We start from the raw sequence: 22552 nt of genomic DNA, 5'->3' as shown, positions 1-22552 counted from the left end.
CGAACGATCGCCGCCCTGGCGAGCCTGAGCCGTGTCCGCCTGTCAGCTTCTGAAATAACAACAAAAGGAAGACGTCGATGAGCACCACCTTGCGCACCCTCACCCTGACCCTGGCCGCCTCCATGCTGCTGTCCGCCCAGGCCATGGCCGAACCCAAGCGTCCCGAATGCATCGCCCCAGCCTCGCCGGGTGGTGGCTTCGACCTGACCTGCAAGCTGGCCCAGAGCGGCCTGGTGGAAGCCAAGCTGCTGGACAGGCCCATGCGCGTGACCTACATGCCCGGCGGCGTCGGCGCGGTGGCCTACAACACCGTGGTGGCTCAGCGTCCGGCGGATGGCGACACCATCGTCGCCTTCTCCAGCGGTTCGCTGCTGAACCTGGCCCAGGGCAAGTTCGGTCGCTTCGACGAGAAGGCCGTGCGCTGGCTGGCGGCGGTGGGTGCCAGCTACGGTGCCATCGCGGTCAAGGCCGATTCGCCCTACAAGACCCTGGGTGATCTGGTCGAGGCGCTGAAGAAGGATCCGAGCAAGGTGGTTATAGGTTCCGGCGGCACCGTCGGCAGCCAGGACTGGATGCAGACGGCGCTGATCGCCAAGGCCGCCGGCATCAATCCCAAGGACCTGCGCTACGTGGCCTTGGAAGGTGGCGGCGAGATCGCCACCGCGCTGCTGGGCGGCCACATCCAGGTCGGCAGCACCGACATCTCCGACTCCATGCCCCATGTCGAGGCCGGCAACATGCGCCTCCTGGCGGTCTTCGCCGAGCAGCGTTTCGACGAACCGGCGATGAAGGACATCCCCACCGCACGTGAGCAGGGCTACGACATCGTCTGGCCGGTGGTCCGCGGCTTCTATGTCGGCCCGAAGGTCACCGACGAGCAGTACAACTGGTGGAAAGCCAGCTTCGACAAGCTGCTGGCGTCCGACGACTTCGCCAAGCTGCGTGATCAGCGCGAGCTCTTCCCCTTCGCCATGACCGGTTCCGAACTGGACGCCTATGTGCAGAAGGAAGTCGCGCGCTATCGCGGCATGGCCAAGGAATTCGGCCTGATCCAGTAACAGAGCCCCCGCCCCTGGCGCCCCTCCGGGCGCCTTCGAGGATGTCGACATGATCTTCCAACGCGCCTTCATGGCGGTCTGGCTGGTGGCCGGACTCGTCATGCTGTTCATCGCCCGGGATTACCAGGCGCCCTTCTCCTACGAACCGGTCGGTCCGCGGGCCTATCCGATGCTGATGTTCGGGCTGATGAGCCTGGGCCTCGCCTATCTGATCATCCGCCCCACGCCGATCGGCGATGGCGAAGACCAGAAGCCGCTGGACGCCTCGTCGCTGCGCAAGGTGGTGGCCTGCTGCGTCATCCTGCTGGGCTACGCCCTGACCTTCCAGCCGCTGGGCTTCCCCTTGAGCGCCTTCCTTACCGCCACCCTGTGCGGCCTGCTCTATGGCGGTCGCCTGATGCCCTGTGCCCTGGTCAGCCTGCTGCTCTCGATAAGTCTCTATGTGCTGTTCGACCGGGTGATGGAAGTCCCCCTACCCCTTGGCGTGCTGGAATTCCTGGAAGGCTGACATGGAAACCTTGAATTTTCTGATGCAGGGCTTTGGCGTCGCCATGACGCCGACCAACCTGATCGTGGCGCTGATCGGCACCCTGATCGGCACCGTGGTGGGTCTGCTGCCGGGTCTCGGGCCGATCAACGGCATCGCCCTGCTGATCCCGGTGGCCTTCGCCCTGGGCCTGCCGCCGGAGACGTCGCTGATCCTGCTGGCGGCGGTCTATCTGGGCTGCGAATACGGCGGCCGGATCTCTTCGATCCTGCTGAACATCCCCGGCGAAGCCGCGACCATGATGACCTGTCTGGACGGCTATCCGCTGGCACGGCAAGGGATGGCGGGCGTGGCCCTGTCGCTGTCGGCCTGGAGCTCCTTCATCGGTGCCTTCATCGCCACCTGCGGCATGGTGCTGTTCTCGCCGCTGCTGGCCAAGTGGGCGATCGCCTTCGGTCCGGCGGAATACTTCGCGCTGATGGCCCTGGCCATCCTCAGCCTCTCCGGCATGGCCGCCGAGAAGCCGGTCAAGACCCTGGTCGCCGCGCTCTTCGGCCTGGCCATCGCCTCCGTGGGCATCGATGCCAACAGCGGCGTCTATCGCTTCACCTTCGACAACGTGCACCTGGCCGACGGCATCGACTTCGTGATCCTGGTGCTGGGGCTGTTCTCGGTGAGCGAACTGCTCCTGCTGCTGGAGCAGACCCATCATGGCCAGGTCGCGGTTAAGGCCACCGGGCGCATGCTGTTCAACGTGCGCGAAGCCCGCAGCGTATTCATGGTCAACATGCGCAGTTCGGTGAGCGGCTTCATCATCGGCGTCCTGCCAGGTGCTGGCGCGACCCTGGCCCAGCGCCCTGGCCTACACCACCGAGAAGCGTCTGGCGGGTGCCGATGGCAAGTTCGGCAAAGGTGACCTGCGTGGCCTGGCCGCGCCGGAAACCGCCATCGGCGCGGCGGTGTGCGGCAACATGATTCCCATGCTGACCCTGGGCATCCCCGGCTCGGGCACCACCGCGGTGATGATCGGAGCCCTGACCCTGTACAACATCACCCCCGGCCCGCTGCTGTTCCAGAACGAGCCGAATCTGGTGTGGGGCCTGATCGCTTCGCTGTTCATCGCCAACGTGATGCTGCTCATCCTCAACGTGCCCATGGTGAAGATGTTCACCAAGATCCTCGATGTGCCGAACTGGTCGCTGGCCCCGGCCATCGCCATCATCACCGGCATCGGCGTCTACGCGGTGCACGCCACCACCTTCGATCTGGTGCTGATGGTCTGCGTGGGCATCTTCGGCTACATCATGCGCAAGCTGGACTTCCCCCTCTCGCCGCTGCTGCTGGGCTTCATCCTCGGCGAGCTGATGGAGACCAGCCTGAGACGCGCGCTGTCGATCTCCAACGGCGACGTGGGCATTCTCTGGCAGAGCGGCATCAGCCAGGTCATCTGGATCGTCTGCATCCTGATGGTGGCCCTGCCCTTCTACCGGGCCTGGCGCAAGCGTCGCGCGCCCAAGCCCGCGACCGTCTGAAGTCGGTGACACCAGCGCCCGCGGCCGGAGTCCTTCCGCCCGCGGGCGTTTTCGTTCAGGGCGGCTAAAAAAACGTAGCGAGCGGCTGTCAGGCGGGTGCGCGCGGCGCGCAGGAACCGCACCGGGCTCGCGCACGAGTGTACGAGCGGTACATGAGGATTCCGAGCACTGCACGCGCCCGTCTGGCGGACGCGCAGTAGGGTTGTTAGCTGCTCTAGGAGGACTTGAAGCTCTTCTTCGGATAGATGTCGTAGCGGCTGGATTTGCCTTCCAGCACATAGCCCGGCTTCACCCCCTCGATGGCCGGCGCCTTGCGCGGGCGCTTGACCACCACCCGGTGACTGGCGAGGGCCAGGGCCGCGGCCAGCAGTGCCGGGGCGTCCAGGTCGTCGCCCACCAGCGGCCGGAACAGGCGCATCTCCTTCTTCACCAGGGCGCTCTTGTCGCGGTGCGGGAACATGGGATCCAGGTAGATCACCTCGGGCGCCTCGCCTTCCCCGCCTTGCAGGTAGGCGGTGGAGTCGGCCTGCACCAGGGTCATCAGGGCGGCGATGCCGGCCGCTTCATGATCCCGCGCGGCGCGGGCAAGGCCGTCTTCGAGCAGGGCGGCGATCAGCGGCTGGCGCTCGACCAGCGTCACCGTGCAGCCCAGGGTCGCCAGCACGAAGGCGTCGCGGCCCAGACCCGCGGTGGCGTCGAGCACGCGCGGGCGCACGCCGGGTCCGACTCCGATGGCCTTGGCGATCATCTGGCCGGCGCCACCGCCGAACTTGCGCCTGTGCGCCGCCGCGCCCTCGACGAAGTCCACCCGTACCGGACCCGGTGCCTCCGGGCCGCGCTGCACCAGTTGCAGGCCCTGAATACCGACCTGCAGGGCGAATTCCTCGGTCGTGGCGGTGCCCAGGGGCAGGTCAAGGCGCGCGGCCCAGGCAGCGGCGGCCTCGGTGAAGGCGGGTTCCAGGGCTTCGACGATAAGCGCGGGGCGGGCGGTGGACATGGGCGACTCGCTGGCGAAAGGACCGGCCATTCTACCGGCAGACGCGAAAGCCACCCATGTCGACATGGAAATGATCGCGGTGCGCCGCGTTGTAGTCCGGTCCCAGGGTGGTATTGAAGGACCGGCAAGCCCCATCGCGTACCAGCCGCAAGAAGCGTTGGGCCTGGGGATCGCCCTTCCAGTCCCGTGCCACGCTGATGCGGCGGCCATCGGCCAGGCGCAGTCCGGCGATGTCCAGGGCGTTGGCCGTGGCGTGCTGACTGCGCCGGCCGCTGGCGCGGCCATAGATGTTGCGGCAGGCAAAGCTGCCGTAGTGCTCCACCTCGGCCACCCGCTGGCCATAGACGGCTTCGGCCGCCGGCTGCAGGCCCTGCCGCTCGAACAGCGCGAAGCTGACGGCCAGGGGACAGCTGGCGAGGAAGCTGCCGCTGAGTCTCACCCCTTCGCCGCGCTGGATGCGCACCGTCCGCTCCAGCGGGCAGTCGGCCGAACCGGCATTGCCACGTAATTCGCGATAGTTGAGCGCCGAGGTGGCCAGGGACGCCGCGCAATAGTCGGCATCGGCCTGCAGGCGCCAGAGCTTGAGTCGGGTGACGGCAGTGGTGGGTGCCTGGATGTCTAGCGGCGCCCAGGGGTTGTAGGCAGGCGGAATGCGCAGCCAGCCCTGGTCGAAGGCGGTGTGCAGACCGCCATAGAGCAGGATGACGAGACCGAGCAGGTGTCTGGCTTTCATGCGGCGCGCCGAAGAGGATCGTCAAGCGAGAGACTTCATCTGACCGGAGCGGACCACGGGAATGCCGGCGAAAACGTCGCCAAACGTATCGCGGTGGACGGCGCGGACTAGAGCAGGCCGAGTTGTTCGGTATCAGCGGTGCTCAACTCGGGCAATGCGGGCAAGCCGGACAGGCGCTCGCGCAGCTGGGCGTGGAATCTCAGGGCCAGCTCGGGCGCCTGGCGGTTGTCCGGGGTATGCAGGAAGACATAGGGCACCTTGCCCGCCTCGATCCAGTCGGCTACCCGGGTGACCCACTTGGCCAGGTAATAGTCGTTGGCAGCGAGCTCCAGGCGGCCGATGAAGCGCACCTGGGGATGCTCGCTGAATGCCAGGGCACGCGCCGGTACCCGCGGCTTCTTGGCCTGGGCCAGGCGCACGGCCGGCTCGCTCGGATCGGCGCTGAACAGGGCAGCCGAATCCAGGCCGACGCGCTCCACGCCCAGGTCCATGAGCAGGCGGTTCAAGGCCCGCTCGGACTCGCCCTTGTCGAAAAAGGCCAGGTGCCGGACCTCCACGGCCAGGGCGCAACGCGGCGCCATGGCCGAGAGAAAGACCTGTAGTTCCTTGAGCCGATCGGGCCCGAAGCCGGCGGGCAGTTGCAGCCACAACGGACTGGCGCGCTCGCCAAGGGGCGCCAGCAAGTCGAGAAAGGTGCGTGCGCTGGCGAGTTGCACGCGCAGATCCTCGGCATGGCTGATGTCGCGGGGAAACTTGGCGCAGAAGCGAAAGTCGGCAGGCATCAGCTCGGCCCAGCGGCGGATGGTGTCCGCCGCGGGCCAGGCATAGAAGGTGGTATTGCCTTCCACGGCATTGAACACCTGGGCGTAGCGCGGCAGGAAATCTCCCGGGCGCAGGCCGTGGTAGAGGCTTTCACGCCAGGCGTTGTCGTTCCAGGAAGGGCAGCCGAGAAAGTACGGCAGCATCAGGCGTAGAGATCGAGGCCCACGACGCTGGAGGAGCCGTCCGCCTCGGCGCCGAGGGCGGCGGTGCTGCCGTAGCTGGCCAGCGCCTGTTGCGCACGCGCGGTGAGCTGACTGGCGAAGCGCCCTTCCCGCTCGCTGAGCACCAGGCCATTGCCACCGCCGTTGCCGGTATCGGTTGCCGCGGTCGCCTCGACGCGGCGGACGGGCGCGACGTCGGACCGGGAATTACCCGTGGCCTCGCGGGCGATGGCGTTCTGACGGGCGTCCTCGTCCTTCGCCACCTCGCGTACGGGCGTGACCGCGCGCGAGGAACGATTCAGGGGATAAGCAGAGGAGGAATAGCCGCTGTCAATGCGCATGGCAGGTCCCGAACGGATGGCACTACTCTAAGTAGGGTCGAAAGCTATGACAATCAACGGCCAGACGCCCGTCGCGACCGGCGGACGAGCGGCATATACAGCTTGGACGTCAGACTATTACGTCGGGTTTCCTGACGTCAGACCGACTGCTTGGGAGTGGCGACCCGATCACGCAGATAGACGGGTTGCGCCGCTTCGGATTCGGCCGACACGGCTTCGCCGCGCTGCCAGGCCGAGGCCGCCAGCACCGCCAGATCCTGCGCATGGGGCAACAGGCTGGCATCCCGCTCGATCAGGGGCACAGCCATGCGATCGCCGTAACCCCACCCGGTGCCGGCACCGAACCAGTCGCCGGTGGCGGCAGCCGGCAGGACGACGGCTTCGGGGGCCAGCACGGCTTCCGTTCCTGCCAGCACCATGGCGTCGTCGGCGAGGTGATAGCAGCCCCAGTAGACCTCGTCCATGCGCGCATCAATGGCCGCGGCCACCTGGGTCACGCCACGCTCGCGCCAGGCGCGCTGGGCGATGATCGCCAGATTCGACACCGGCAGCACCGGTCGCTCCAGACCGAAGGCCAGGCCCTGCACCACGCCGATGGCGATGCGCACGCCGGTGAAGGCGCCCGGACCGCGACCGAAGGCGATGGCGTCCACCTGCGCCAGACTCAGACCGGTCTCGGCCAACAGCTCCTGCACCATGGGCAGGACCCGCTGGGCATGCAGGCGTGGCGCGATCTCGTAGCGATGGATGATCTCGTCGCCCAGATGCAAGGCGACCGAACAGGCTTCGGTGGCGGTGTCGAGGGCGAGCAGGATGGACATGGGGGCGAATCCGCGACGAGGAAAAGGGCTGCGCATTCTAGAGGAAGACGGGACGCGAGGGGACCCGCCCATCGGTCATGACGCCAGGACGGCGCCTTGACCGGACCGCCTGCAGGCACAGGCGGCCGTTACCGGCGTTTAGTTCAGGGCCTGCAGCACCTTGGCGGTGATGGCATCCACCGAACCCACGCCCTCGATGCGGCTGCACTTCGGCGTGCCCTGGGCGGCGCCCAGCTTCTGGTAGAAATCCACCAGCGGCTTGGTCTGGGAATGATAGAGGTCCAGACGCTTGCGAATGGTGGCTTCGCGGTCGTCTTCGCGCTGTACCAGCGGCTCGCCGGTCAGGTCGTCGGTGTCGGCGACCTTCGGCGGATTGTGCTCGACGTGATAGACGCGGCCCGAACCCGGGTGCACGCGGCGACCGGACAGGCGCTGGACGATTTCCTCGTCGTCGACGGCGATTTCCAGCACGTGGTCGATCTTGACGCCCGCGGCTTCGAGGGCCTCGGCCTGGGGAATGGTGCGCGGGAAGCCGTCGAACAGGAATCCCTTGGCGCAATCGGCGTCGAGGATGCGTTCGCTGATCAGGGCGATGATGATCTCGTCGGAGACCAGGCCGCCGTTGTCCATGATGTCCTTGACCTGCAGGCCCAGGGGCGTGCCGGCCTTGACCGCGGCACGCAGCATGTCGCCGGTGGAAACCTGCGGAATGCCGAATTTCTCAGTGATGAACCGGGCCTGAGTACCTTTGCCGGCACCGGGCGCTCCCAGCAGGATTACGCGCATCTGTTGCTCCTTAGAATGGTCTCGGACTGGCAGCCCGCGCGGGGCGCTGTCGCGATGATTGTTGTCGACGACACGAGACGGCCAAAGGGACCAACCATACACAGCGCCCCCTGGCCGCACAAGTTACCAAGCGTCGCAGGTGCCGGGGCCGTCCAGACGACGGCGGACCCCGGCAAAAGCGACAGTCTGTTCAACCGGTATTGCGCAGTCCGGCGGCGATCCCGGCCACGCTCACCAGCAGGGCCTGATCGAGTGCGGCCGGCTGGCTTTCGCCCGCCGCTCGCGCGCGGGCCAGCAACTCGATCTGCAGCAGATGCAGCGGATCGAGATAGGTATTGCGCACGGCGATGAACACCAGAGTTTCCGGATGGTGCTCGAGCAATTCGGCCTGTCCGGTCAGGCGCAGGACCGCCACCCCGGCCTGGCGCAGCCGCTCGCGCAACTGGCTGCCGAGCACCTGCAGATCGGCTTCCACCAGGCGTTGGTCATAGAGCCGCGCCAGTTCGGCCTCGGCCTTGGCCAGCACCATTTCGAGCATGTCGATGCGCGTCTGGAAGAACGGCCAGCGCTCGCGCATCTCGCGCAAAAGCGGCGATTCGCCACGGCGCTCGGCTTCTTCCAGCGCCCTTTCCCAGCCGAGCCAGGCCGGCAGCATCAGCCGGGTCTGGGTCCAGGCAAAGATCCAGGGGATGGCCCTGAGGCTTTCCACGCCGCCTTCGCGGCGCTTGGCCGGGCGACTGCCCAGGGGCAAGCGGCCCAGCTCCTGCTCGGGCGTGGCCTGCCGGAAATAGCTGACGAAATGCGGATCCTCGCGCACCACCCCGCGATAGGCCTGCAGGCTGTCGCGGGCCAGGCGATCCATCTGCTCGCGCCAGGCCGGCTCGGGTGCCGGTGGCGGCAACAGGGTGGCCTCCAGCACGGCGCCCAGGTACAGCGCCAGATTCTGCTCGGCGATGGCTGGCTGACCGAACTTGAAGCGGATCATCTCGCCCTGTTCGGTGGTGCGGAAGCGCCCGGCCACCGAGCCCGGCGGTTGCGAGAGAATGGCCGCGTGAGCCGGGCCACCGCCACGCCCCACGGTGCCGCCACGGCCATGGAACAGCAGCAGTTCGACGCCACGACTGGCGCAGATGTCCACCAGGGCTTCCTGGGCACGGTACTGAGCCCAGGCGGCCGCCAGGGTGCCGGCGTCCTTGGCCGAGTCGGAATAGCCGATCATGACCTCCTGGGGACCGGCCAGACGCTCGCGATAGTCGGGCAGATCGAGCAGGCTGGCGATGGCCGTGCCGGCGTGATCCAGATCGTCGAGGGTCTCGAACAGCGGCACCACGCGCATCGGCTGCCGTACCCCGCACTCGCGCAGCAGCAGCTGCACGGCCAGCACGTCGGATGCGGCGCCGGCCATGGAGATGACATAGGAACCCAGGGCGTCAGGCGGCGAAGCGGCGATGACGCGGCAGGTGGCGAGCACCTCCCGGGTATCGGCCTCCAGCTCGGCGTCCAGCGGCAGCAGGGGGCGCCGGCTGCCGAGCTCGCCGCGGAGGAATTCCAGGCGCTGCGCCTCGCTCCAGGCGGCATAGTCGCCCAGGTCGAGGTAGCGGCAGATATCGGCCATGGCTGCGGCATGGCGCGCGGCGTCCTGGCGGATGTCCAGGCGGACCAGATAGAGACCGAAGGTGCGGGCCCGCCGCAGGGTATCGAGCAGGGAACCGTCGGCGATGACCCCCAGGCCGCAGCGCTGCAGGGAGTCGTAGCACAGCTGCAGCGGCGCGATCAGCTCGGCGTTGTCGCTGAGGACATGGCGGGCGCCGGCATGGGGATCGGTGATGGCATGGGCCGCCCAGCTGCGGGTGATCTGCAGCCGCTCGCGCAGCACCTTGAGCACCTTGCGATAGGGCTCCGGGTGATCGCCGGCCTGCTCGCGCAGGGCCGGACTCGCCGCCTGCATGGACAGCTCGGCGGCGAGCCGATCGACATCGCGCAGATAGAGATCGGCGGCCATCCAGCGCGCCAGCAGGAGCACCTCGCGGGTAATGGCGGCGGTGACATTGGGATTGCCGTCGCGGTCGCCCCCCATCCAGGACGAGAAGCGCACCGGCGCCGCCGTCAGCGGCAGCCGCTGGCCGGTGCGTTCCAGCAGGCCGGCATCCAGCTTGCGCAGCAGACTGGGTATCGCCTGCCAGAGCGAATTCTCGATCACCGCGAAGCCCCACTTGGCTTCGTCCACCGGCGTCGGGCGCTGGCGGCGGATCTCTTCGGTGTGCCAGGCCTCGGCGATCAGCCGGCGCAGCCGTGCCTCGATGGCGGCCACCTCGGCAGCGGTGAGGTCGCGATGATCGAGGGCCGCCAGTTGCGCACTGATCTCGTCGTATTTCTGGATCAGGGTGCGCCGGGAGACCTCGGTGGGGTGAGCGGTCAGCACCAGATCGATGTCCAGCGCCGCGACCCGCTCGGCCAGCGCCTGGCCGGAGTGCCCGGCCGCGCCCAGACGCTCCAGCAATTCCGGCAGCACCTGCTGCTCGAAGGGTGGCGGCTCGTCCTCGGTGCGCCGTCTGACCCGATGATATTCCTCGGCGATGTTGGCCAGGTTGAGAAAATGGCTGAAGGCCCGCGCCACTGGCAGCAGCTCGTCTTCGGCCAGGGTATCCAGGGTGTCGCCCAGTTGGCGGGCACCCTCCGCGGAGCCGCCACGGGCGGCCTTGGCGCCCTTGCGGATCCGCTCGATCTTGTCGAGAAAGGCCGCGCCATGCTGGTCGGCGATGGTCTGCCCCAGCAGATCGCCCAGCAACCGCACCTGCTCGCGCAGGCGAACGTCGATTTCCACCATCTCGTGCTCCTCGAAAGTACCGGTTCGGACCTCACGGCAACCGCTGCGGTCTAGCGCAGAGGACAGCACCCTGCTGTCACGGTTGCAAGCCCCGGCTGTTGCAGGGTGCCCAGCCTCGCTCAACCTGAATATCCGACCTTTGCCTAAGCCACGGGAGATGCTCATGAAGATTCGCGAACTCGCTCACCAATGGGAGCAGCAGGCCACCACCTCCGGCACCACCCGCAGCTACCGCCTCGACCTGGAAGTCGAGACCGCGGCCCGTCTCGAGGCGCTCTGCGAACTCTATCCCCAGCGCACGCCCGAAGCCCTGCTCGGCGAGTTGCTGGCGGCCGCCTTCGAAGAACTGGAAGCCAGTTTCCCCTACGTGCAGGGCGAGGAAGTGGTGGCCACCGATGAACTCGGCGACCCCCTCTATGCCGATGCCGGCACCACGCCGCGCTTCCTGGAACTGGCGCGCAAGCACCTGCATCGCCTGCAGTCCGAAACGGCCGGCTAGCCGCCGACCTGCAGCTTTACCTACGCCGCTACCGCTCTGCCAAGGGCCTCCGCGCATGGCGAAATTCGATAGCCAGTGAACATTTTTGCCGGATGAGCGGTCACAGAGTCAGACCGCAGCGCTGGACGAGGGCTGGTTACCAGTACCCGTCACGGCCCCTTGGGGACGGATCGGACTTGCTTCCACGTGCGGCTTTCAACTGACCAGGCGCCCGCCCTGCCCGTGCCGGCGGCGCGCTTTTCGGATCAACAACGGAGCTTGAATCCATGAAGAGTGCCACTGCCCAAAAGTCCCTTTCCAAAGCCTGCACCCTGAAACTTGCAGCCCTTGCCCTGGGCAGCTCGCTGTTGCTGGCCGGTTGCGCCGGCAATCCGCCGACCGCCCAGATGGCCGTGACCCAGTCCGCCGTCAACGAGGCGGTGAGCTCCGGTGGCAACCAGTTCGCGCCCATCGAGACCAAGTCGGCCCAGGACAAGTGGACCCAGGCCCAGACCGCTCTCTCCAACGAGAAGTACGACGAAGCCAAGCAACTGGCCGAGCAGGCCGAATGGGATGCCCGCCTGGCCACCCGCAAGACCCAGGCCGCCAAGGCCGATGCCGCGCTCAAGGATGCCCAGAACAGCATCCAGCAGATCCGTGAGGAAGGTCAGATCAACCTGCAGCTCCAGCAGAACCTGCAGAAGAAGGTCCAGCAGTAAGCGACCGCCCCTTTCCTCCCTTCACGAATTAAAAGGACGACCATCATGCGTAAACACATTCTGATCCCTGCCGTGTCGCTGCTCAGCCTGGCCCTGGCCGCGTGCTCCACGCCGCCCAACCCCAACCTGGAAAAGGCCAAGTCCGACTACTCCGCCCTGGAATCCCAGCCGCAGGCCGCCCAGCTGGCCGCCCTGGAGACCAAGGACGCCGGTACCTGGCTGCAGAAGACCGAGAAGGCCTACAAGGACGGTGAAAACGAGAAGACCGTCGACCAGCTGGCCTACCTGACCAACCAGCGCATCCAGACGGCCATGCAGACCATCAAGCTGCGCATGACCGAAGCCCAGATGCAGGGCGTCGATGCCGAGCGCACCCAGGCCCGCCTGGACGCCCGTACCGCCCAGCTCAAGCAGCTGCAGGACGCCCTGCAGGCCAAGCAGACCGAGCGCGGCACCGTGGTGACCTTCGGCAACGTGCTGTTCGACTTCAACAAGGCCGAACTCAAGCCCCAGGGCTATGCCAACGCGCAGAAGCTGGCCGATTACCTGAAGCAGAATCCCGAGCGCAAGGTGATCGTCGAGGGCTACACCGACAGCGTCGGCAGCGACTCCTACAACCAGCAGCTGTCCGAGCGTCGCGCCCAGGCCATCCAGACCGCCCTGGTCAGCGCTGGCGTCGAGCCGAGCCGCATCCAGGCCCGTGGCTATGGCAAGAACTTCCCGGTGGCCAGCAACAGCAACGCCTCCGACCGCGCCCTGAACCGTCGCGTGGAAGTGACCATCTCCAACGACGCCAACCCCGTCGCCCCGCGCATGTAACGACTGCGTGAAGCTAGAAGACCCCGCCCAGGCGGGGTCTTTTTTTGCCGGCGGATCGGCTAGCGGCGCTTGCCACCCAGCAGGGAGCCGAGCAGTCCCCGTACCAGCTGCCGCCCGAGCTGATTGGCCGCCTGGCGCGCCGCGCTTCTGAGCGCATTGCCCGCGAGCTCGCCCACCAGATCGCCGAGGGCACCACCCTGCCCGCTCTGGGTCTTTTCCGCTACCGGCGCCTGCGCCGGGACCCGCTCGGCCTGACGATCCCGCAGGATCTCGTAGGCCGATTCGCGATCCACCGCCCGGTCATAGCGACCCGCCTGGGGCGACTGACGGATCAGCGTCTGGCGCTCGGCTTCGCTCAGCGGGCCGACCCGGGATTGCGGCGGGGCGATGGCCACGCGCTGGACCAGCGCCGGCGTACCCTTGTCTTCCAGGCTGCCCACCAGGGCCTCGCCAATGCCCAGCTCGGTCAGCACCTCCAGGCTGTCGAAGGCCGGATTGGGGCGGAAGCCGTCGGCCACCGCGCGCAACGCCTTCTGCTCCCGGGCGGTAAAGGCGCGCAGGCCGTGCTGGATGCGCAAGCCGAGCTGGGCCAGGATGGTATCCGGCAGATCGGCGGGGGACTGGGTGACGAAATAGACGCCGACGCCCTTGGAACGGATCAGCCGCACCACCTGCTCCAGGCGCTCGCGCAGGGCCTTGGGGGTGTCGCCAAACAGCAGGTGGGCCTCGTCGAAGAACAGCGCCAGTACCGGCTTATCGGCATCGCCGCGCTCGGGCAACTGCTCGAACAGCTCGGCCAGCAGCCAGATCAGAAAGGTGGCGTAGACCTTGGGCGCCTCGTGCACCAGGCGGCTGGCGTCGAGCAGGTGGATGCGTCCACGGCCGTCGGGCTCGGGGCGCAGCACGTCTTCCAGTTGCAGAGCCGGCTCGCCGAAGAAGGCCTCGGCGCCCTGCTGCTCCAGGGTCGCCAGCCTGCGCAGCAGCGCCTGGGCCGAGGCGCCAGTGAACAGGGCACGGTCCTCGCCCAGGGCATCGGGCTGTTCGCGCAGGTGATTGAGGACCGCCTTGAGGTCCTTGAGGTCGAGCAGCAGCAGGCCTTCGCGATCGGCCACCTTGAAGGCGGCGTGCAAGGCGGCCTGCTGGCTGTCGGTCAGCTCCAGCAGATTGCCCAGCAGCAGCGGGCCCATCTCGCTCAGGGTGGTGCGCAGCGGATGACCGCTCCGGCCATCGACGTCCCAGAGGGTGACCGGATAGGCCTGGGACTGGTGCGGCAGGCCCTGGGCGGCGATGCGCTCGGCCAGCTTGCCCTGGGGCGCGCCGGCCGCGCCGAGGCCGCAGAGATCGCCCTTGATGTCGGCGGCGAAGACCGCGACGCCGGCATCGCTGAAGGCTTCGGCGAGGCGCTGCAGGGTCACGGTCTTGCCGGTGCCCGTGGCGCCGGCGATCAGGCCGTGGCGGTTGGCCAGCTTGAGTGGATGGCCGAGCGGTTGACCAGCGCTCTGGTCATTGGAAACGGCAGTACCCAGGATCAGCAGGGGCGTCGAGGACATGGCGCAGCTCCGTAGCAGTTCTGCGCCAGCTTAACCCGAGCGTCCGGGCTCAGGTACGGTTGCGAATGCGCTCGACGATGGCGGTGGTGGAGCTGTTCTCCACCAGACCGAGGATGCGCACCTCGCCGCCGTACCCCTGCACGATCTGGGCGCCGACCACCTCGTCCACGCTCTTGTAGTCGCCGCCCTTGACCAGCACGTCCGGGCGCACCTGTTCCAGCAGGCGCTCCGGGGTGTTCTCGCTGAAGGGGATGACCCAGTCCACCGCGCCGAGGCCGGCCAGCACCGCCATGCGCCGGTCGACGCTGTTGATCGGTCGACCGGGGCCTTTCAGCCGGGTCACCGAGGCATCGTCGTTGACCGCCACGATCAGCCGATCGCCCTGGGCGCGTGCCTGTTCCAGATAGGTCACGTGACCGGCGTGGAGGATGTCGAAGCAGCCGTTGGTGAAGACGATCTTCTCGCCATGGGCGCGAGCGTCCTCGATGGCCAGTTGCAGTTGTTCGAGGGACAGGACGCCACGCTCGGAGCCTTCCGAACGCTGCACCGCGCGACGCAGCTCGGGGGCGCTGATGGCGGCGGTGCCCAGCTTGCCGACCACGATACCGGCAGCCAGATTGGCCAGCCCCACGGCCTGCGGCAGGTCTTCACCGGCGGCCAGGGCGGCGGCCAGGGTGGAGATCACGGTGTCGCCGGCGCCGGTGACGTCGAACACCTCGCGGGCCCGGGCCGGCAGGTGCAGGGCCGGCTGGGCGGGACGCAGCAGGGTCATGCCGTGCTCGCCACGGGTCACCAGCAGGGCGCCCAGCTCCAGGCGCGCCATCAGCTCGTTGCCCTTGGCGACCAGCTCGGCATCGTCGGCGCAGACACCGACGATGGCTTCGAATTCGGACAGATTCGGCGTGATCAGGCTGGCGCCACGATAGATGGAGAAATCCTTGCCCTTCGGATCGGCCAGCACCGGGATGTTGCGGGCCTTGGCCAGCTGGATCAGCGCCTGGTGGTTCTTCAGCGCGCCCTTGCCGTAGTCGGACAGCACCAGCACCTTGACCCCGGCCAGCATGGCGGCGGTGTCCGAGGCCAGCGCCTGGGGATCGGTGTCGAAGGGCTCTTCGAAGTCGACCCGGATCAGTTGCTGATGGCGACTCATGATGCGCAACTTGACGATGGTCGGCTGCTGGGCGATGCGCTGGAAGCGCACCTGCACATGGGCCGCTCTCAGGCTGTCGGTGAGGGCATCGGCGGCTTCGTCCTGGCCGGTGACGCCGACCAGATAGGCCGGCGCGCCCAGGGCGGCGATGTTGAGGGCGACGTTGGCCGCGCCACCGGGACGATCCTCGTGCTGGTCAACGCGCACCACGGGTACCGGTGCCTCGGGCGAGATCCGCGAGGTGGTGCCGTGCCAGTAGCGGTCGAGCATCACGTCGCCGACCACCAGGACCGGCGCGAGATCGAAGCGAGGCATGGTCAGCTTCATAGGGACAGGCTCCAAAGCGCGAAAATGGCGGCGATCATAGCATAGGGGCCCAGGCGTCCCGGAAGCGCCTGCCAGCGGGAGATGCCGGGTTCAGAGCTCGTCGCGGCGGTCTATCCAGAACAGCTCGTGACGGCGTACGGCCTTGCGAAAGAACTCGTCTTCGCCGGTGCGCGGCCAGCGGCGTCCGGCCAGCAGCCACTGGATGGCCCGACGCAGGCGTTTCTTCGCCGGCAGCGGCACCAGCAGGTCGTGCTGCATACCCAGGGCCATGGCCTTGTCCAGCCGTCGCTCGGGGGTCAGCAGCGGACTCCAGGGCACCAGGGGCGCGGGCGTCTCGATGGCCGGCGGCAGGGCGATGCCGCCTTCGGCCGGGCCCATGGGCCAGCGGTCGTTGTCGTGCAGGTGGTTGGCGTAGAGCAGTTCGAGTTCGGGCTGCCACTGGCTCAACGTCAGGGCTTCGCGCAGGGCCTGGGTACTGGCCACGTGATCGGCATGGGGATCGATCTGCGGATGCGGCAGCACCACCACCTCGGGACGGAAGTGCTCCAGCAGGGCCACCAGATCGGCCACCAGATTGCGCCAAGTGGGGGCGCCGTCGACATCGCCGGGCAGTTGCAGGGGATTGTGGCGCCGGGCGCTATGCACATCGCTGTCGCCGGACTCGCGGGAGCCGAAGGTGTCTTCCGGCGCCTGGCGCATGGCCGGCAATTGCAGGCAGTAGTAACCCAACTGCACGCAGCGCTCCGGCGGTACCCCACCCCACAGCGGCGTGACTAGGCTGTCCCAGGTGCGCAGCCGCCCCTTGAGCCGGGCCGCGGCCTGGCGATCGAGGCCCAGGCGCTGATAGTGCCCGGCCTCGATCTCGCCCTGGGTCAGGGTGACGATGCTGGCTTCCCGCGCCTGGCTGTAGAGGCCGAACGCCGCCAGTTCGGCGTCGTCGGCGTGGGGCGCGATGACCATGACGCTCTTGCTGCGGAAATCCGGCTGGGCGAAGACGTGCAGACGCAACTCGCCCTGCAACCGGCAGAAGCGCGTCCAGAGGTGCAACTCGCCACGCCGCAGGGCTTCGGCGTAGCCACTGAGATTGACATAGCGCCGCCCGGCCACGCCGCGCTCGAAGTCCTGGCGATCGCCTTCGTCACCAGCGCGCAGGTGCACCCGGGGATCCAGCAGGCGACCAAGCCAGCCGGCCCGCAGCCGACCTTCCAGGAACAGCGTCAGCTCGCCCGGCGGCAATTCCACCGCGGCCAGTCGACCGTGCTCCAGATGCAGGCCCAGCACCAGGGTGTCGGCGGGGAACTGGTAGCTGTAGTTGTCGCGCGGCGAATAGAAGAGATGGTCGGCGAACCAGGCCTCGTGGCCGAGCCAGACCAGCAGCGCCAGCAGCGGCGCGCTCCACCAGGGCCCGAGCGCCAGGCAACCGAGCAGCACGACGGCGATGACCACCAGGACCAGCCGCTTGTGACGGCGGTGACGCTTGAGCAGGGTTTGTTTGCGGGCGGTCATCTCAGCTCTCGAAGACGGTGACGCGGTGGCACCAGCGGTCCTTGTAGTCGCGATCGGCGCGGCCGAAGGAATAGCGCAACGCCTTGCCGAGGGCGCGGGCATCCTGCCAGGCGGCCTGGGTGTTCAGATAGGTGAGGACGCTGCCGGGACTCAGGTCGCTGGCAGCCGGATCGACACCGCCGTTGACGTATTCGACGCTGATCCATTCGGGCGCCTCCACCCGATAGAGCACCTGGATCGCCACCGGACGTTCGCCGAGCATGAGCAGCGAGCCGGTCATGAATTCCCGCAGCAGGCCGAACACCTCGGCCAGCCGGGCCTTGCCCGGCACCTCGAAGCCCCAGCGCGCCTCGAACAGCTCGGCATAGATCCGTGCCTGCTCGGTGCTGTCCAGCTCGGCCATGGGGACCACGCGCCCACCGGCGTCTTCGAACAGGCGCTGCTCGCGACGCTGGTTGTAGCGGAATTTCTTCGACCAGGCTTCCGGCTCGCGGAGCATGGCCAGTTCTTCGCTCTGCCGGCGCAGACCGGCGAAACGCTCGTCGCACAGGGGCGACAGATAGCGGGCGCGCTGCCGCAGGGGCGCTGCGCTACCCGGAGCGGCTGGCAGGATGATCTCGGCGTTGCCCAGGTCGAACAGGGCACGCTGGCGGCGCTTCTTCAGCACCGTACGTGACAGCGCCAGCTCGCGCCCCCAGCAGGGCACCGCGGCCTGCAGGCCATCCGCGCCGGGCCAGCCCAGGTAGCGCACCGGAATCCCGGCCAGTCCGGCCAGCCGGTCGACCACCTCGGGGTGGCTGGCGACGCTGCCGCCATGGCACTGCCAGGCGGCGGCGTAGTCGGCGGCGGAAATGGTCGTCCAGCCGCGCTCACGCCAGAAACGGAATCTATTCAGCATTCGATCGTCGGCGCCGGCGGCACGACCTCCTCGAATTGCTTGGCGTGCAGGCGCGCATAGTAGCCGTTCAGCGCCAGCAGCTCACTGTGGCTGCCGCGCTCGACGATGCGGCCATGGTCCATCACCAGGATCAGGTCGGCCTTCTCGATGGTGGAGAGGCGGTGGGCGATCACCAGGGTGGTCCGGCCCTGCATGACGCGATCCAGCGCCGCCTGGATGTGGCGTTCGGATTCGGTGTCCAGCGCCGAGGTGGCTTCGTCGAGGATCAGCAGCGGCGCGTTTTTTAGCAGCGCCCGGGCGATGGCCAGGCGCTGGCGCTGGCCGCCGGAGAGCAGCACGCCGTTCTCGCCGACCTGGGTGTCGTACTGCTGCGGCAGGCGCTGGATGAATTCGTCGGCATAGGCCGCCTCGGCCGCCGCCCTGACCTGCTCCATCGGCGCCCCGGCCAGATCGCCATAGGCAATGTTGTTGGTGACGCTGTCGTTGAACAGGGTGACGTGCTGGGTCACCAGGGCGATGTGCCGGCGCAGGTTGGTCAGCCGATAGTCCTGGATCTCCAGGCCGTCGAGGAGGATCTCGCCCTGCTCGTGCTGGTAGAAACGGGGGATGAGGTTGGCCAGGGTCGACTTGCCGCTGCCGGAACGGCCCACCAGGGCCACCATCTGGCCGGGCTCGGCGACGAAGTCGATGCCTTCCAGCACCGGCTTGTCGGTGCCCGGGTAGCGGAAGGTCAGATTGCGCACCTCCAGCCGACCCTGGACGCGCTCGCGTTCTTCACGGCCTTCATCGCGTTCGGCGGGCTCGTCGAGCTGCTCGAAGATGCTTTCCGCACCGGCCACGCCGCGCTGGATGGTGGAGCTGACCTCGGAGAGCTGGCGGATCGGCTTGGGCAGCAGGCCGGCCATGGTGATGTAGGCCACCAGGTCACCGGCGGAGGCTTCGCCGCGCAGCCAGAGCACCAGGAACATCAGCACCGCCATGGCGGAATAGATGACCAGCTGCAGCATGGGCGTATAGACCGCGCCGGTCTTGGTCATGGTCAGCTGCTTGTCGGTGTTGGCCAGACTGGAATCGAGGAAGCGCCGTTGCTCGTAGGTCTCGCCGCCGAAGCTGCGCACCACCCGATAGCCCTGGATGGCCTCGGAGGTGATGTGGGTGACGTCGCCCATGGCCGACTGGATCTTGCTGCTCTGCTTGCGGAACTTACGACTGGCGCTGGTCACCATCAGGGCGATCAGCGGCAGGATGGCCACCATCACCAGGGTCAGCTTCCAGTTCATCCACAGCAGCGAGGCGAACAGGAAGACCACGGTCATGCCTTCGCGGATCACCACCTTGATCGCCTCGGTGGCGGCGCCGGTCACCATGGTGACGTTGAAGGTGATGCGCGAGATCAGGTGACCCGAGTTGTTGGCATCGAAGTAGCGATTGGGCAGGCGCAGCATGTGGTTGAACAGCGCCACCCGCAGGTCGTGCACCAGGCCGAGGGAGACCCGCGCCAGGAAGTAGTTGCCGAGAAAGGAACCGACCCCCTGCCAGGCGGCGATCAGGATGATCATCAGCGGCACCGCCTGCACCAGGTGCAGGCCACCGACGATGGGCCAGCCCGGGAACATGGAGGCGTTGGGGTTGTTCAGGCCATCGACGAAGTACTTGAGGATGCCCGCCAGCATCGGCTGGGTGGAGGCGAAGATCAGAAAGCCGACGATACTCAGGGCGAACATGCCGATGTAGGGCCGCACGTAGCCGAGCAGGCGGAAATAGATCTTCAGACTGGAGGTCTGCGCAGGGGAGTCTTGGCTCATGGTCTCGTCGTGACGCAAAAGCGCCATGTTAACACGCACCCGCCGCCGACCCAGCGGCGGGATTTTCCGCTAGGCTCTGCACGAAAAGTCGTCGAGCGAAGGTCAGGCGAGGCGAAAAAGGCCGAGGAAGCGGAGTCTATGAGCGGTAAATGAGCATTCCGCATGTCTTTTTCAACGAAGCATCACCGAGCGCAGACTCTTTTCGTACAGAGCCCAGACTTGCCCTCCCCCGCCCCGGAACACCTATCATGCCGCCGCTGATCGCCACCTTCGCCGAACTCAAGGATTACTGGCGCCTGGAGGTGCTGGACGCACCCGGCAAGCCCTTGCGACTCAAGCGTCTGCTCCGGCGCGTCACCGCGGGAGAGAGTCCGAGCTTCCTGTTCTGGTATCGCCTGGCGCAATTCCTCTACTGCCGCCCGCGCGGCCTGCTCAACTACCGCAAGCTGGCGGAGCGGATCAATCGCCGGCTGATCCGTCGGCACAATATCGAGATCCTGCTGGGCGCCCGTATCGGCCCCGGGCTGCGCCTGCCCCATCGCATGGGTATCTGCGTGTCGAATCTGGCGGTGATCGGCCGCAACGTGATGATCCGCCAGCACACCACCATCGGCATCAAGAGCGACGATCCGGCGCAACTGGTCGGCATCTTCATTGGCGACAATGTCAGCCTTGGCGCCCACGTCTGCATCGTCGGCGACCACCTGACCATCGGCGACAACGTGGTGGTTGGCGCCGGCGCCCTGGTGATGCGCGACATCCCCGCCGACAGCCTCTACTACAGTCGCCACGAGGCGGTGATCCGTCCGCTGCCGGGCGCTACGCCCGGGGATGGCGCCCGCTGAGGATGGTCCGCAGCATCTGCGGCAGCACGCTGTACAAATACGGCCGATTGCCCAACAGCTGCCGCCCCAGGTAGCGCAGCACCTTGCCGCGCGAGGCGCCCTTGTAGTGCAGGCGCAGCAGCAGGGCGACATAGAACTTCTCGATGTCGCGAAAGCGCCGCTGGGCCGGAGTTTCCGCTTCCAGTTCGGACAGCGAATGGTCGAGGATGCCCGCGCAGCGCAGCGCCACCGGCTCGTCCCGCGCCAGCGCCTGTACCCGCAGGAAAAAGGAGACGTCGACGCCATAGAGGGCGAAGCGCTCGTCGAAGACATCGCCGTAGCGAGCCGCGATACGCGCGGCCAGGCCCTGCGTCAGGCACAGGCCCGAACTGATGGTCACGGTGGCCTGGGGATCCAGGGGCCCTTCCGCGGTCACCACCGCCTTGTACTGGTGGGGATAGCGGATGGTGCCCGCCCCCAGCACCAGGGGTACCAGCAACTCGGCGCCCTGGCCAAGCGCCTGCAGAAAGCGCCCGTCCACCACGGTGTCCTGGTCGAAGATCACCAGGCGCTCGGCGCCCAGCCGCAGTGCCTGGTTGTAGACCCGACTCAGGGGCGGATTGCCGAGGTCTTCCTCGATCAGGACCGTCGTCCAACCCGGGGCTGCCAGCAGCGCCTGGCGCTCCGCGTCCTCCAGCGTCCGGGGGCCGTTGTTCCAGACCAGCAGGGCGCTGTCGGCCGGCAGGCTGGCCGGGGGCTGGGCCAGCAGGCTGTCGAGGGTGGCCGACTCCGCGGGACGCAAGCCATAGAGGACAACGAGAAAGAGCGTTCGCATGGACTTCCCTGGGGATCGCGGCCTAGCCGCGCACCCGCTTGCGCAGATAGTCGAGGGCCGCGCCAGCTTCGTCGGCCAGGTGCGGACGTGGCAGGTCGTTGGGCCAGATGCCTTCGGCGAAGGCCTGGCGATCGCCGCCGCCGAGACGCTCGCTCAGCGCCCGCTCCCACCAGACGTGGCGACAGGCACGGGCATAGCTGTCCTGGGGCGCCAGGCAGCCATAGAGCAGCTTGCGTCCCAGGCTCGCCCGCTGCTTGTCCAGGCCGGCCAGTTGCCATTTCACCCGCAACCGGGTCCAGACATCGGGCAGCGGCTTGGTCAGGGGCACCTCCTGCCAGTGCTGCTGCAGCACCGGCGAAAAGTCTTCGCCATAGCGCTCGAAGAAGTGCGCCAGCATGAAGTGCAGAAAGCGCTTTTCCGCGTAGTAGTGGCGCACGGGGCCGCGCGCCTCGCCGATGGCCAGATCCGCCAGGCTGAACGACAGGGCGATCTGCTCCAAGGTATGGACCTCCTCGTCGTGGCCATGCCAGTCGTCGATCAGGGCGATGGCCTGCTCGACCCGCGGCAGATGGACCCGCGCCAGACCACAGACGCCGCTGTTGTAGAGCCGGGTCTCTTCCGCCGGCTCCTGGCCACGCGCGGCCAGGGCTGCCGCGAAGCGGGCGAATTCCGGGCGGGTACGGGCCTTGCGCCAGGACCACTCCTCGATGTCCAGCAGCCCGCGTCCGCTGTCGATGCCGTCAAACAACGACGCCAGCGGCGCCTGGACCACGGTGTCGCTGTCCAGGAACAGGGTCCTGTCGGCCCGCGGCAAGGCCCAGGCGATGGCGCAGGCCTTGCTGCGGTGCAGATAGCCATGCTGCCCCTGCCACTCCCTGAGCGTCGCGGCCTCGATGGCCACTACTTCCGCCGGCCAGCCGCGATAGTCCTGCGGCCGATCGGTCAGGATACGGAGGGCGATGTCTTGGCCCTGCCGCCAGTGCAGGGCGCTGAGCAGGCTGAACTTCAGCTCCTGCCGATAGGCCTGGGCACCGCCGTAGACGAAATACAGGAGTTGGCGTGTGGGGCGCATGTAA

General features: G+C 67.5%; 20 protein-coding genes, 1 other RNA gene and 1 pseudogene. 7 read left to right on the top strand and 15 right to left on the bottom strand.

Translation table 11 applies throughout. The annotated features are described in order from the left end of the window. The first annotated feature begins 77 nt into the window (after nucleotides 1-77). The 3 genes and pseudogenes from QE444_RS07470 to QE444_RS07460 all read left to right on the top strand — a co-directional run bounded on the left by QE444_RS07470 (nucleotide 78) and on the right by QE444_RS07460 (nucleotide 3077). Nucleotides 78-1058 (top strand): tripartite tricarboxylate transporter substrate binding protein, encoded by a 981-nt coding sequence (locus QE444_RS07470; protein WP_280311384.1) that lies wholly within the window; start codon nucleotides 78-80, stop codon nucleotides 1056-1058. Nucleotides 1059-1107: 49 nt separating this feature from the next. Next, nucleotides 1108-1566: a tripartite tricarboxylate transporter TctB family protein gene (locus QE444_RS07465; protein WP_187978485.1), complete on the top strand. Its 459-nt coding sequence runs from the start codon at nucleotides 1108-1110 to the stop codon at nucleotides 1564-1566. A gap of 1 nt (nucleotide 1567) precedes the next feature. Next, a pseudogene (locus QE444_RS07460) lies at nucleotides 1568-3077 on the top strand (tripartite tricarboxylate transporter permease). 62 nt (nucleotides 3078-3139) lie between these two features. Here the strand turns inward: QE444_RS07460 and QE444_RS07455 are convergent. The 8 genes from QE444_RS07455 to ppc all read right to left on the bottom strand — a co-directional run bounded on the left by QE444_RS07455 (nucleotide 3140) and on the right by ppc (nucleotide 10565). Then, nucleotides 3140-3231, bottom strand: a non-coding RNA gene (locus QE444_RS07455) — sX9 sRNA. 60 nt (nucleotides 3232-3291) lie between these two features. Next, complete coding sequence (locus tag QE444_RS07450; protein WP_285386763.1) at nucleotides 3292-4074, bottom strand: class I SAM-dependent methyltransferase; 783 nt, start codon at nucleotides 4072-4074, stop codon at nucleotides 3292-3294. A gap of 31 nt (nucleotides 4075-4105) precedes the next feature. Next, entirely contained in the window at nucleotides 4106-4807 is a 702-nt protein-coding gene (locus QE444_RS07445) for an extensin family protein (RefSeq protein ID WP_273863056.1), read from the bottom strand. A gap of 107 nt (nucleotides 4808-4914) precedes the next feature. After that, complete coding sequence (locus tag QE444_RS07440; protein WP_273863057.1) at nucleotides 4915-5772, bottom strand: DUF72 domain-containing protein; 858 nt, start codon at nucleotides 5770-5772, stop codon at nucleotides 4915-4917. After that, on the bottom strand, nucleotides 5772-6131 hold the full coding sequence (locus QE444_RS07435) for a hypothetical protein (protein ID WP_309737667.1): 360 nt from the start codon (nucleotides 6129-6131) through the stop codon (nucleotides 5772-5774). Before QE444_RS07435 ends, QE444_RS07440 begins: the two co-directional genes overlap by 1 nt. Nucleotides 6132-6268: 137 nt before the next feature. Further along, nucleotides 6269-6952: a tRNA (adenosine(37)-N6)-threonylcarbamoyltransferase complex dimerization subunit type 1 TsaB gene (gene tsaB, locus QE444_RS07430; protein ID WP_309737666.1), complete on the bottom strand. Its 684-nt coding sequence runs from the start codon at nucleotides 6950-6952 to the stop codon at nucleotides 6269-6271. 138 nt (nucleotides 6953-7090) lie between these two features. Next, nucleotides 7091-7738 carry an adenylate kinase gene (gene adk / locus QE444_RS07425; RefSeq protein WP_133862967.1) on the bottom strand — a complete coding sequence of 216 codons (648 nt, stop codon included), beginning with the start codon at nucleotides 7736-7738 and terminating at the stop codon, nucleotides 7091-7093. 190 nt (nucleotides 7739-7928) lie between these two features. After that, nucleotides 7929-10565: a phosphoenolpyruvate carboxylase gene (gene ppc, locus QE444_RS07420; RefSeq protein ID WP_309737665.1), complete on the bottom strand. Its 2637-nt coding sequence runs from the start codon at nucleotides 10563-10565 to the stop codon at nucleotides 7929-7931. Between the two features lie 163 nt (nucleotides 10566-10728). Here ppc and QE444_RS07415 point away from each other — a divergent pair, with 163 nt between their 5' ends. From QE444_RS07415 to QE444_RS07405, 3 genes are all read left to right on the top strand, one after another. Beyond that, the gene (locus tag QE444_RS07415) at nucleotides 10729-11064 is read left to right on the top strand and encodes a pilin assembly protein (RefSeq protein ID WP_133862969.1); all 336 of its coding nucleotides are present in this window, start codon (nucleotides 10729-10731) and stop codon (nucleotides 11062-11064) included. Between the two features lie 266 nt (nucleotides 11065-11330). After that, on the top strand, nucleotides 11331-11762 hold the full coding sequence (locus QE444_RS07410) for a DUF4398 domain-containing protein (RefSeq protein ID WP_007161972.1): 432 nt from the start codon (nucleotides 11331-11333) through the stop codon (nucleotides 11760-11762). A gap of 45 nt (nucleotides 11763-11807) precedes the next feature. After that, nucleotides 11808-12581, top strand: a complete 774-nt coding sequence (locus QE444_RS07405) for an OmpA family protein (protein ID WP_007161971.1) — start codon at nucleotides 11808-11810, stop codon at nucleotides 12579-12581. A 59-nt stretch (nucleotides 12582-12640) separates the two neighbouring features. On the opposite strand, the gene QE444_RS07400 is transcribed toward QE444_RS07405, so the two are convergent. The 5 genes from QE444_RS07400 to msbA form a co-directional block, all read right to left on the bottom strand. Beyond that, nucleotides 12641-14131 (bottom strand): helicase HerA-like domain-containing protein, encoded by a 1491-nt coding sequence (locus tag QE444_RS07400; protein ID WP_309737664.1) that lies wholly within the window; start codon nucleotides 14129-14131, stop codon nucleotides 12641-12643. A gap of 49 nt (nucleotides 14132-14180) precedes the next feature. Further along, nucleotides 14181-15608, bottom strand: a complete 1428-nt coding sequence (hldE, locus tag QE444_RS07395; RefSeq protein WP_027598567.1) for a bifunctional D-glycero-beta-D-manno-heptose-7-phosphate kinase/D-glycero-beta-D-manno-heptose 1-phosphate adenylyltransferase HldE — start codon at nucleotides 15606-15608, stop codon at nucleotides 14181-14183. A gap of 90 nt (nucleotides 15609-15698) precedes the next feature. Continuing rightward, complete coding sequence (locus QE444_RS07390; RefSeq protein ID WP_280311370.1) at nucleotides 15699-17114, bottom strand: PIG-L deacetylase family protein; 1416 nt, start codon at nucleotides 17112-17114, stop codon at nucleotides 15699-15701. A 1-nt stretch (nucleotide 17115) separates the two neighbouring features. Next, nucleotides 17116-18012, bottom strand: coding sequence for a GNAT family N-acetyltransferase (locus tag QE444_RS07385; protein ID WP_280311368.1), 897 nt, complete (start codon nucleotides 18010-18012; stop codon nucleotides 17116-17118). Continuing rightward, nucleotides 18006-19817, bottom strand: coding sequence for a lipid A export permease/ATP-binding protein MsbA (gene msbA, locus QE444_RS07380; protein ID WP_280311366.1), 1812 nt, complete (start codon nucleotides 19815-19817; stop codon nucleotides 18006-18008). The genes QE444_RS07385 and msbA overlap by 7 nt, the downstream gene beginning before the upstream one ends. A 248-nt stretch (nucleotides 19818-20065) precedes the next feature. On the opposite strand from msbA, the gene QE444_RS07375 reads away from it, so the two are divergent. Next, on the top strand, nucleotides 20066-20662 hold the full coding sequence (locus QE444_RS07375; RefSeq protein WP_187978473.1) for a serine acetyltransferase: 597 nt from the start codon (nucleotides 20066-20068) through the stop codon (nucleotides 20660-20662). On the opposite strand, the gene QE444_RS07370 is transcribed toward QE444_RS07375, so the two are convergent. Then, nucleotides 20637-21476, bottom strand: coding sequence for a hypothetical protein (locus QE444_RS07370; protein ID WP_309737663.1), 840 nt, complete (start codon nucleotides 21474-21476; stop codon nucleotides 20637-20639). The genes QE444_RS07375 and QE444_RS07370 overlap by 26 nt on opposite strands. Nucleotides 21477-21498: 22 nt before the next feature. Beyond that, nucleotides 21499-22548: a hypothetical protein gene (locus QE444_RS07365; protein ID WP_309737662.1), complete on the bottom strand. Its 1050-nt coding sequence runs from the start codon at nucleotides 22546-22548 to the stop codon at nucleotides 21499-21501. Nucleotides 22549-22552 lie beyond the last annotated feature (4 nt).

Origin of the sequence: Pseudomonas sp. SORGH_AS_0199, from assembly GCF_031453735.1 — a bacterium.
Classification (GTDB): domain Bacteria; phylum Pseudomonadota; class Gammaproteobacteria; order Pseudomonadales; family Pseudomonadaceae; genus Chryseomonas; species Chryseomonas aestiva.
Note: the sequence above shows the minus strand (reverse complement) of the source record. Positions and strands in the feature narration are given on the sequence as shown.

Bases quoted from the DNA above. Each gene is read 5' to 3' on its own strand.
- QE444_RS07470 (WP_280311384.1), top strand. From the start codon at position 78: ATGAGCACCACCTTGCGCACCCTCACCCTGACCCTGGCCGCCTCCATG.
- QE444_RS07465 (WP_187978485.1), top strand. From the start codon at position 1,108: ATGATCTTCCAACGCGCCTTCATGGCGGTCTGGCTGGTGGCCGGACTC.
- QE444_RS07450 (WP_285386763.1), bottom strand. From the start codon at position 4,074: ATGTCCACCGCCCGCCCCGCGCTTATCGTCGAAGCCCTGGAACCCGCC.
- QE444_RS07445 (WP_273863056.1), bottom strand. From the start codon at position 4,807: ATGAAAGCCAGACACCTGCTCGGTCTCGTCATCCTGCTCTATGGCGGT.
- QE444_RS07440 (WP_273863057.1), bottom strand. From the start codon at position 5,772: ATGCTGCCGTACTTTCTCGGCTGCCCTTCCTGGAACGACAACGCCTGG.
- QE444_RS07435 (WP_309737667.1), bottom strand. From the start codon at position 6,131: ATGCGCATTGACAGCGGCTATTCCTCCTCTGCTTATCCCCTGAATCGT.
- tsaB (WP_309737666.1), bottom strand. From the start codon at position 6,952: ATGTCCATCCTGCTCGCCCTCGACACCGCCACCGAAGCCTGTTCGGTC.
- adk (WP_133862967.1), bottom strand. From the start codon at position 7,738: ATGCGCGTAATCCTGCTGGGAGCGCCCGGTGCCGGCAAAGGTACTCAG.
- ppc (WP_309737665.1), bottom strand. From the start codon at position 10,565: ATGGTGGAAATCGACGTTCGCCTGCGCGAGCAGGTGCGGTTGCTGGGC.
- QE444_RS07415 (WP_133862969.1), top strand. From the start codon at position 10,729: ATGAAGATTCGCGAACTCGCTCACCAATGGGAGCAGCAGGCCACCACC.
- QE444_RS07410 (WP_007161972.1), top strand. From the start codon at position 11,331: ATGAAGAGTGCCACTGCCCAAAAGTCCCTTTCCAAAGCCTGCACCCTG.
- QE444_RS07405 (WP_007161971.1), top strand. From the start codon at position 11,808: ATGCGTAAACACATTCTGATCCCTGCCGTGTCGCTGCTCAGCCTGGCC.
- QE444_RS07400 (WP_309737664.1), bottom strand. From the start codon at position 14,131: ATGTCCTCGACGCCCCTGCTGATCCTGGGTACTGCCGTTTCCAATGAC.
- hldE (WP_027598567.1), bottom strand. From the start codon at position 15,608: ATGAAGCTGACCATGCCTCGCTTCGATCTCGCGCCGGTCCTGGTGGTC.
- QE444_RS07390 (WP_280311370.1), bottom strand. From the start codon at position 17,114: ATGACCGCCCGCAAACAAACCCTGCTCAAGCGTCACCGCCGTCACAAG.
- QE444_RS07385 (WP_280311368.1), bottom strand. From the start codon at position 18,012: ATGCTGAATAGATTCCGTTTCTGGCGTGAGCGCGGCTGGACGACCATT.
- msbA (WP_280311366.1), bottom strand. From the start codon at position 19,817: ATGAGCCAAGACTCCCCTGCGCAGACCTCCAGTCTGAAGATCTATTTC.
- QE444_RS07375 (WP_187978473.1), top strand. From the start codon at position 20,066: ATGCCGCCGCTGATCGCCACCTTCGCCGAACTCAAGGATTACTGGCGC.
- QE444_RS07370 (WP_309737663.1), bottom strand. From the start codon at position 21,476: ATGCGAACGCTCTTTCTCGTTGTCCTCTATGGCTTGCGTCCCGCGGAG.
- QE444_RS07365 (WP_309737662.1), bottom strand. From the start codon at position 22,548: ATGCGCCCCACACGCCAACTCCTGTATTTCGTCTACGGCGGTGCCCAG.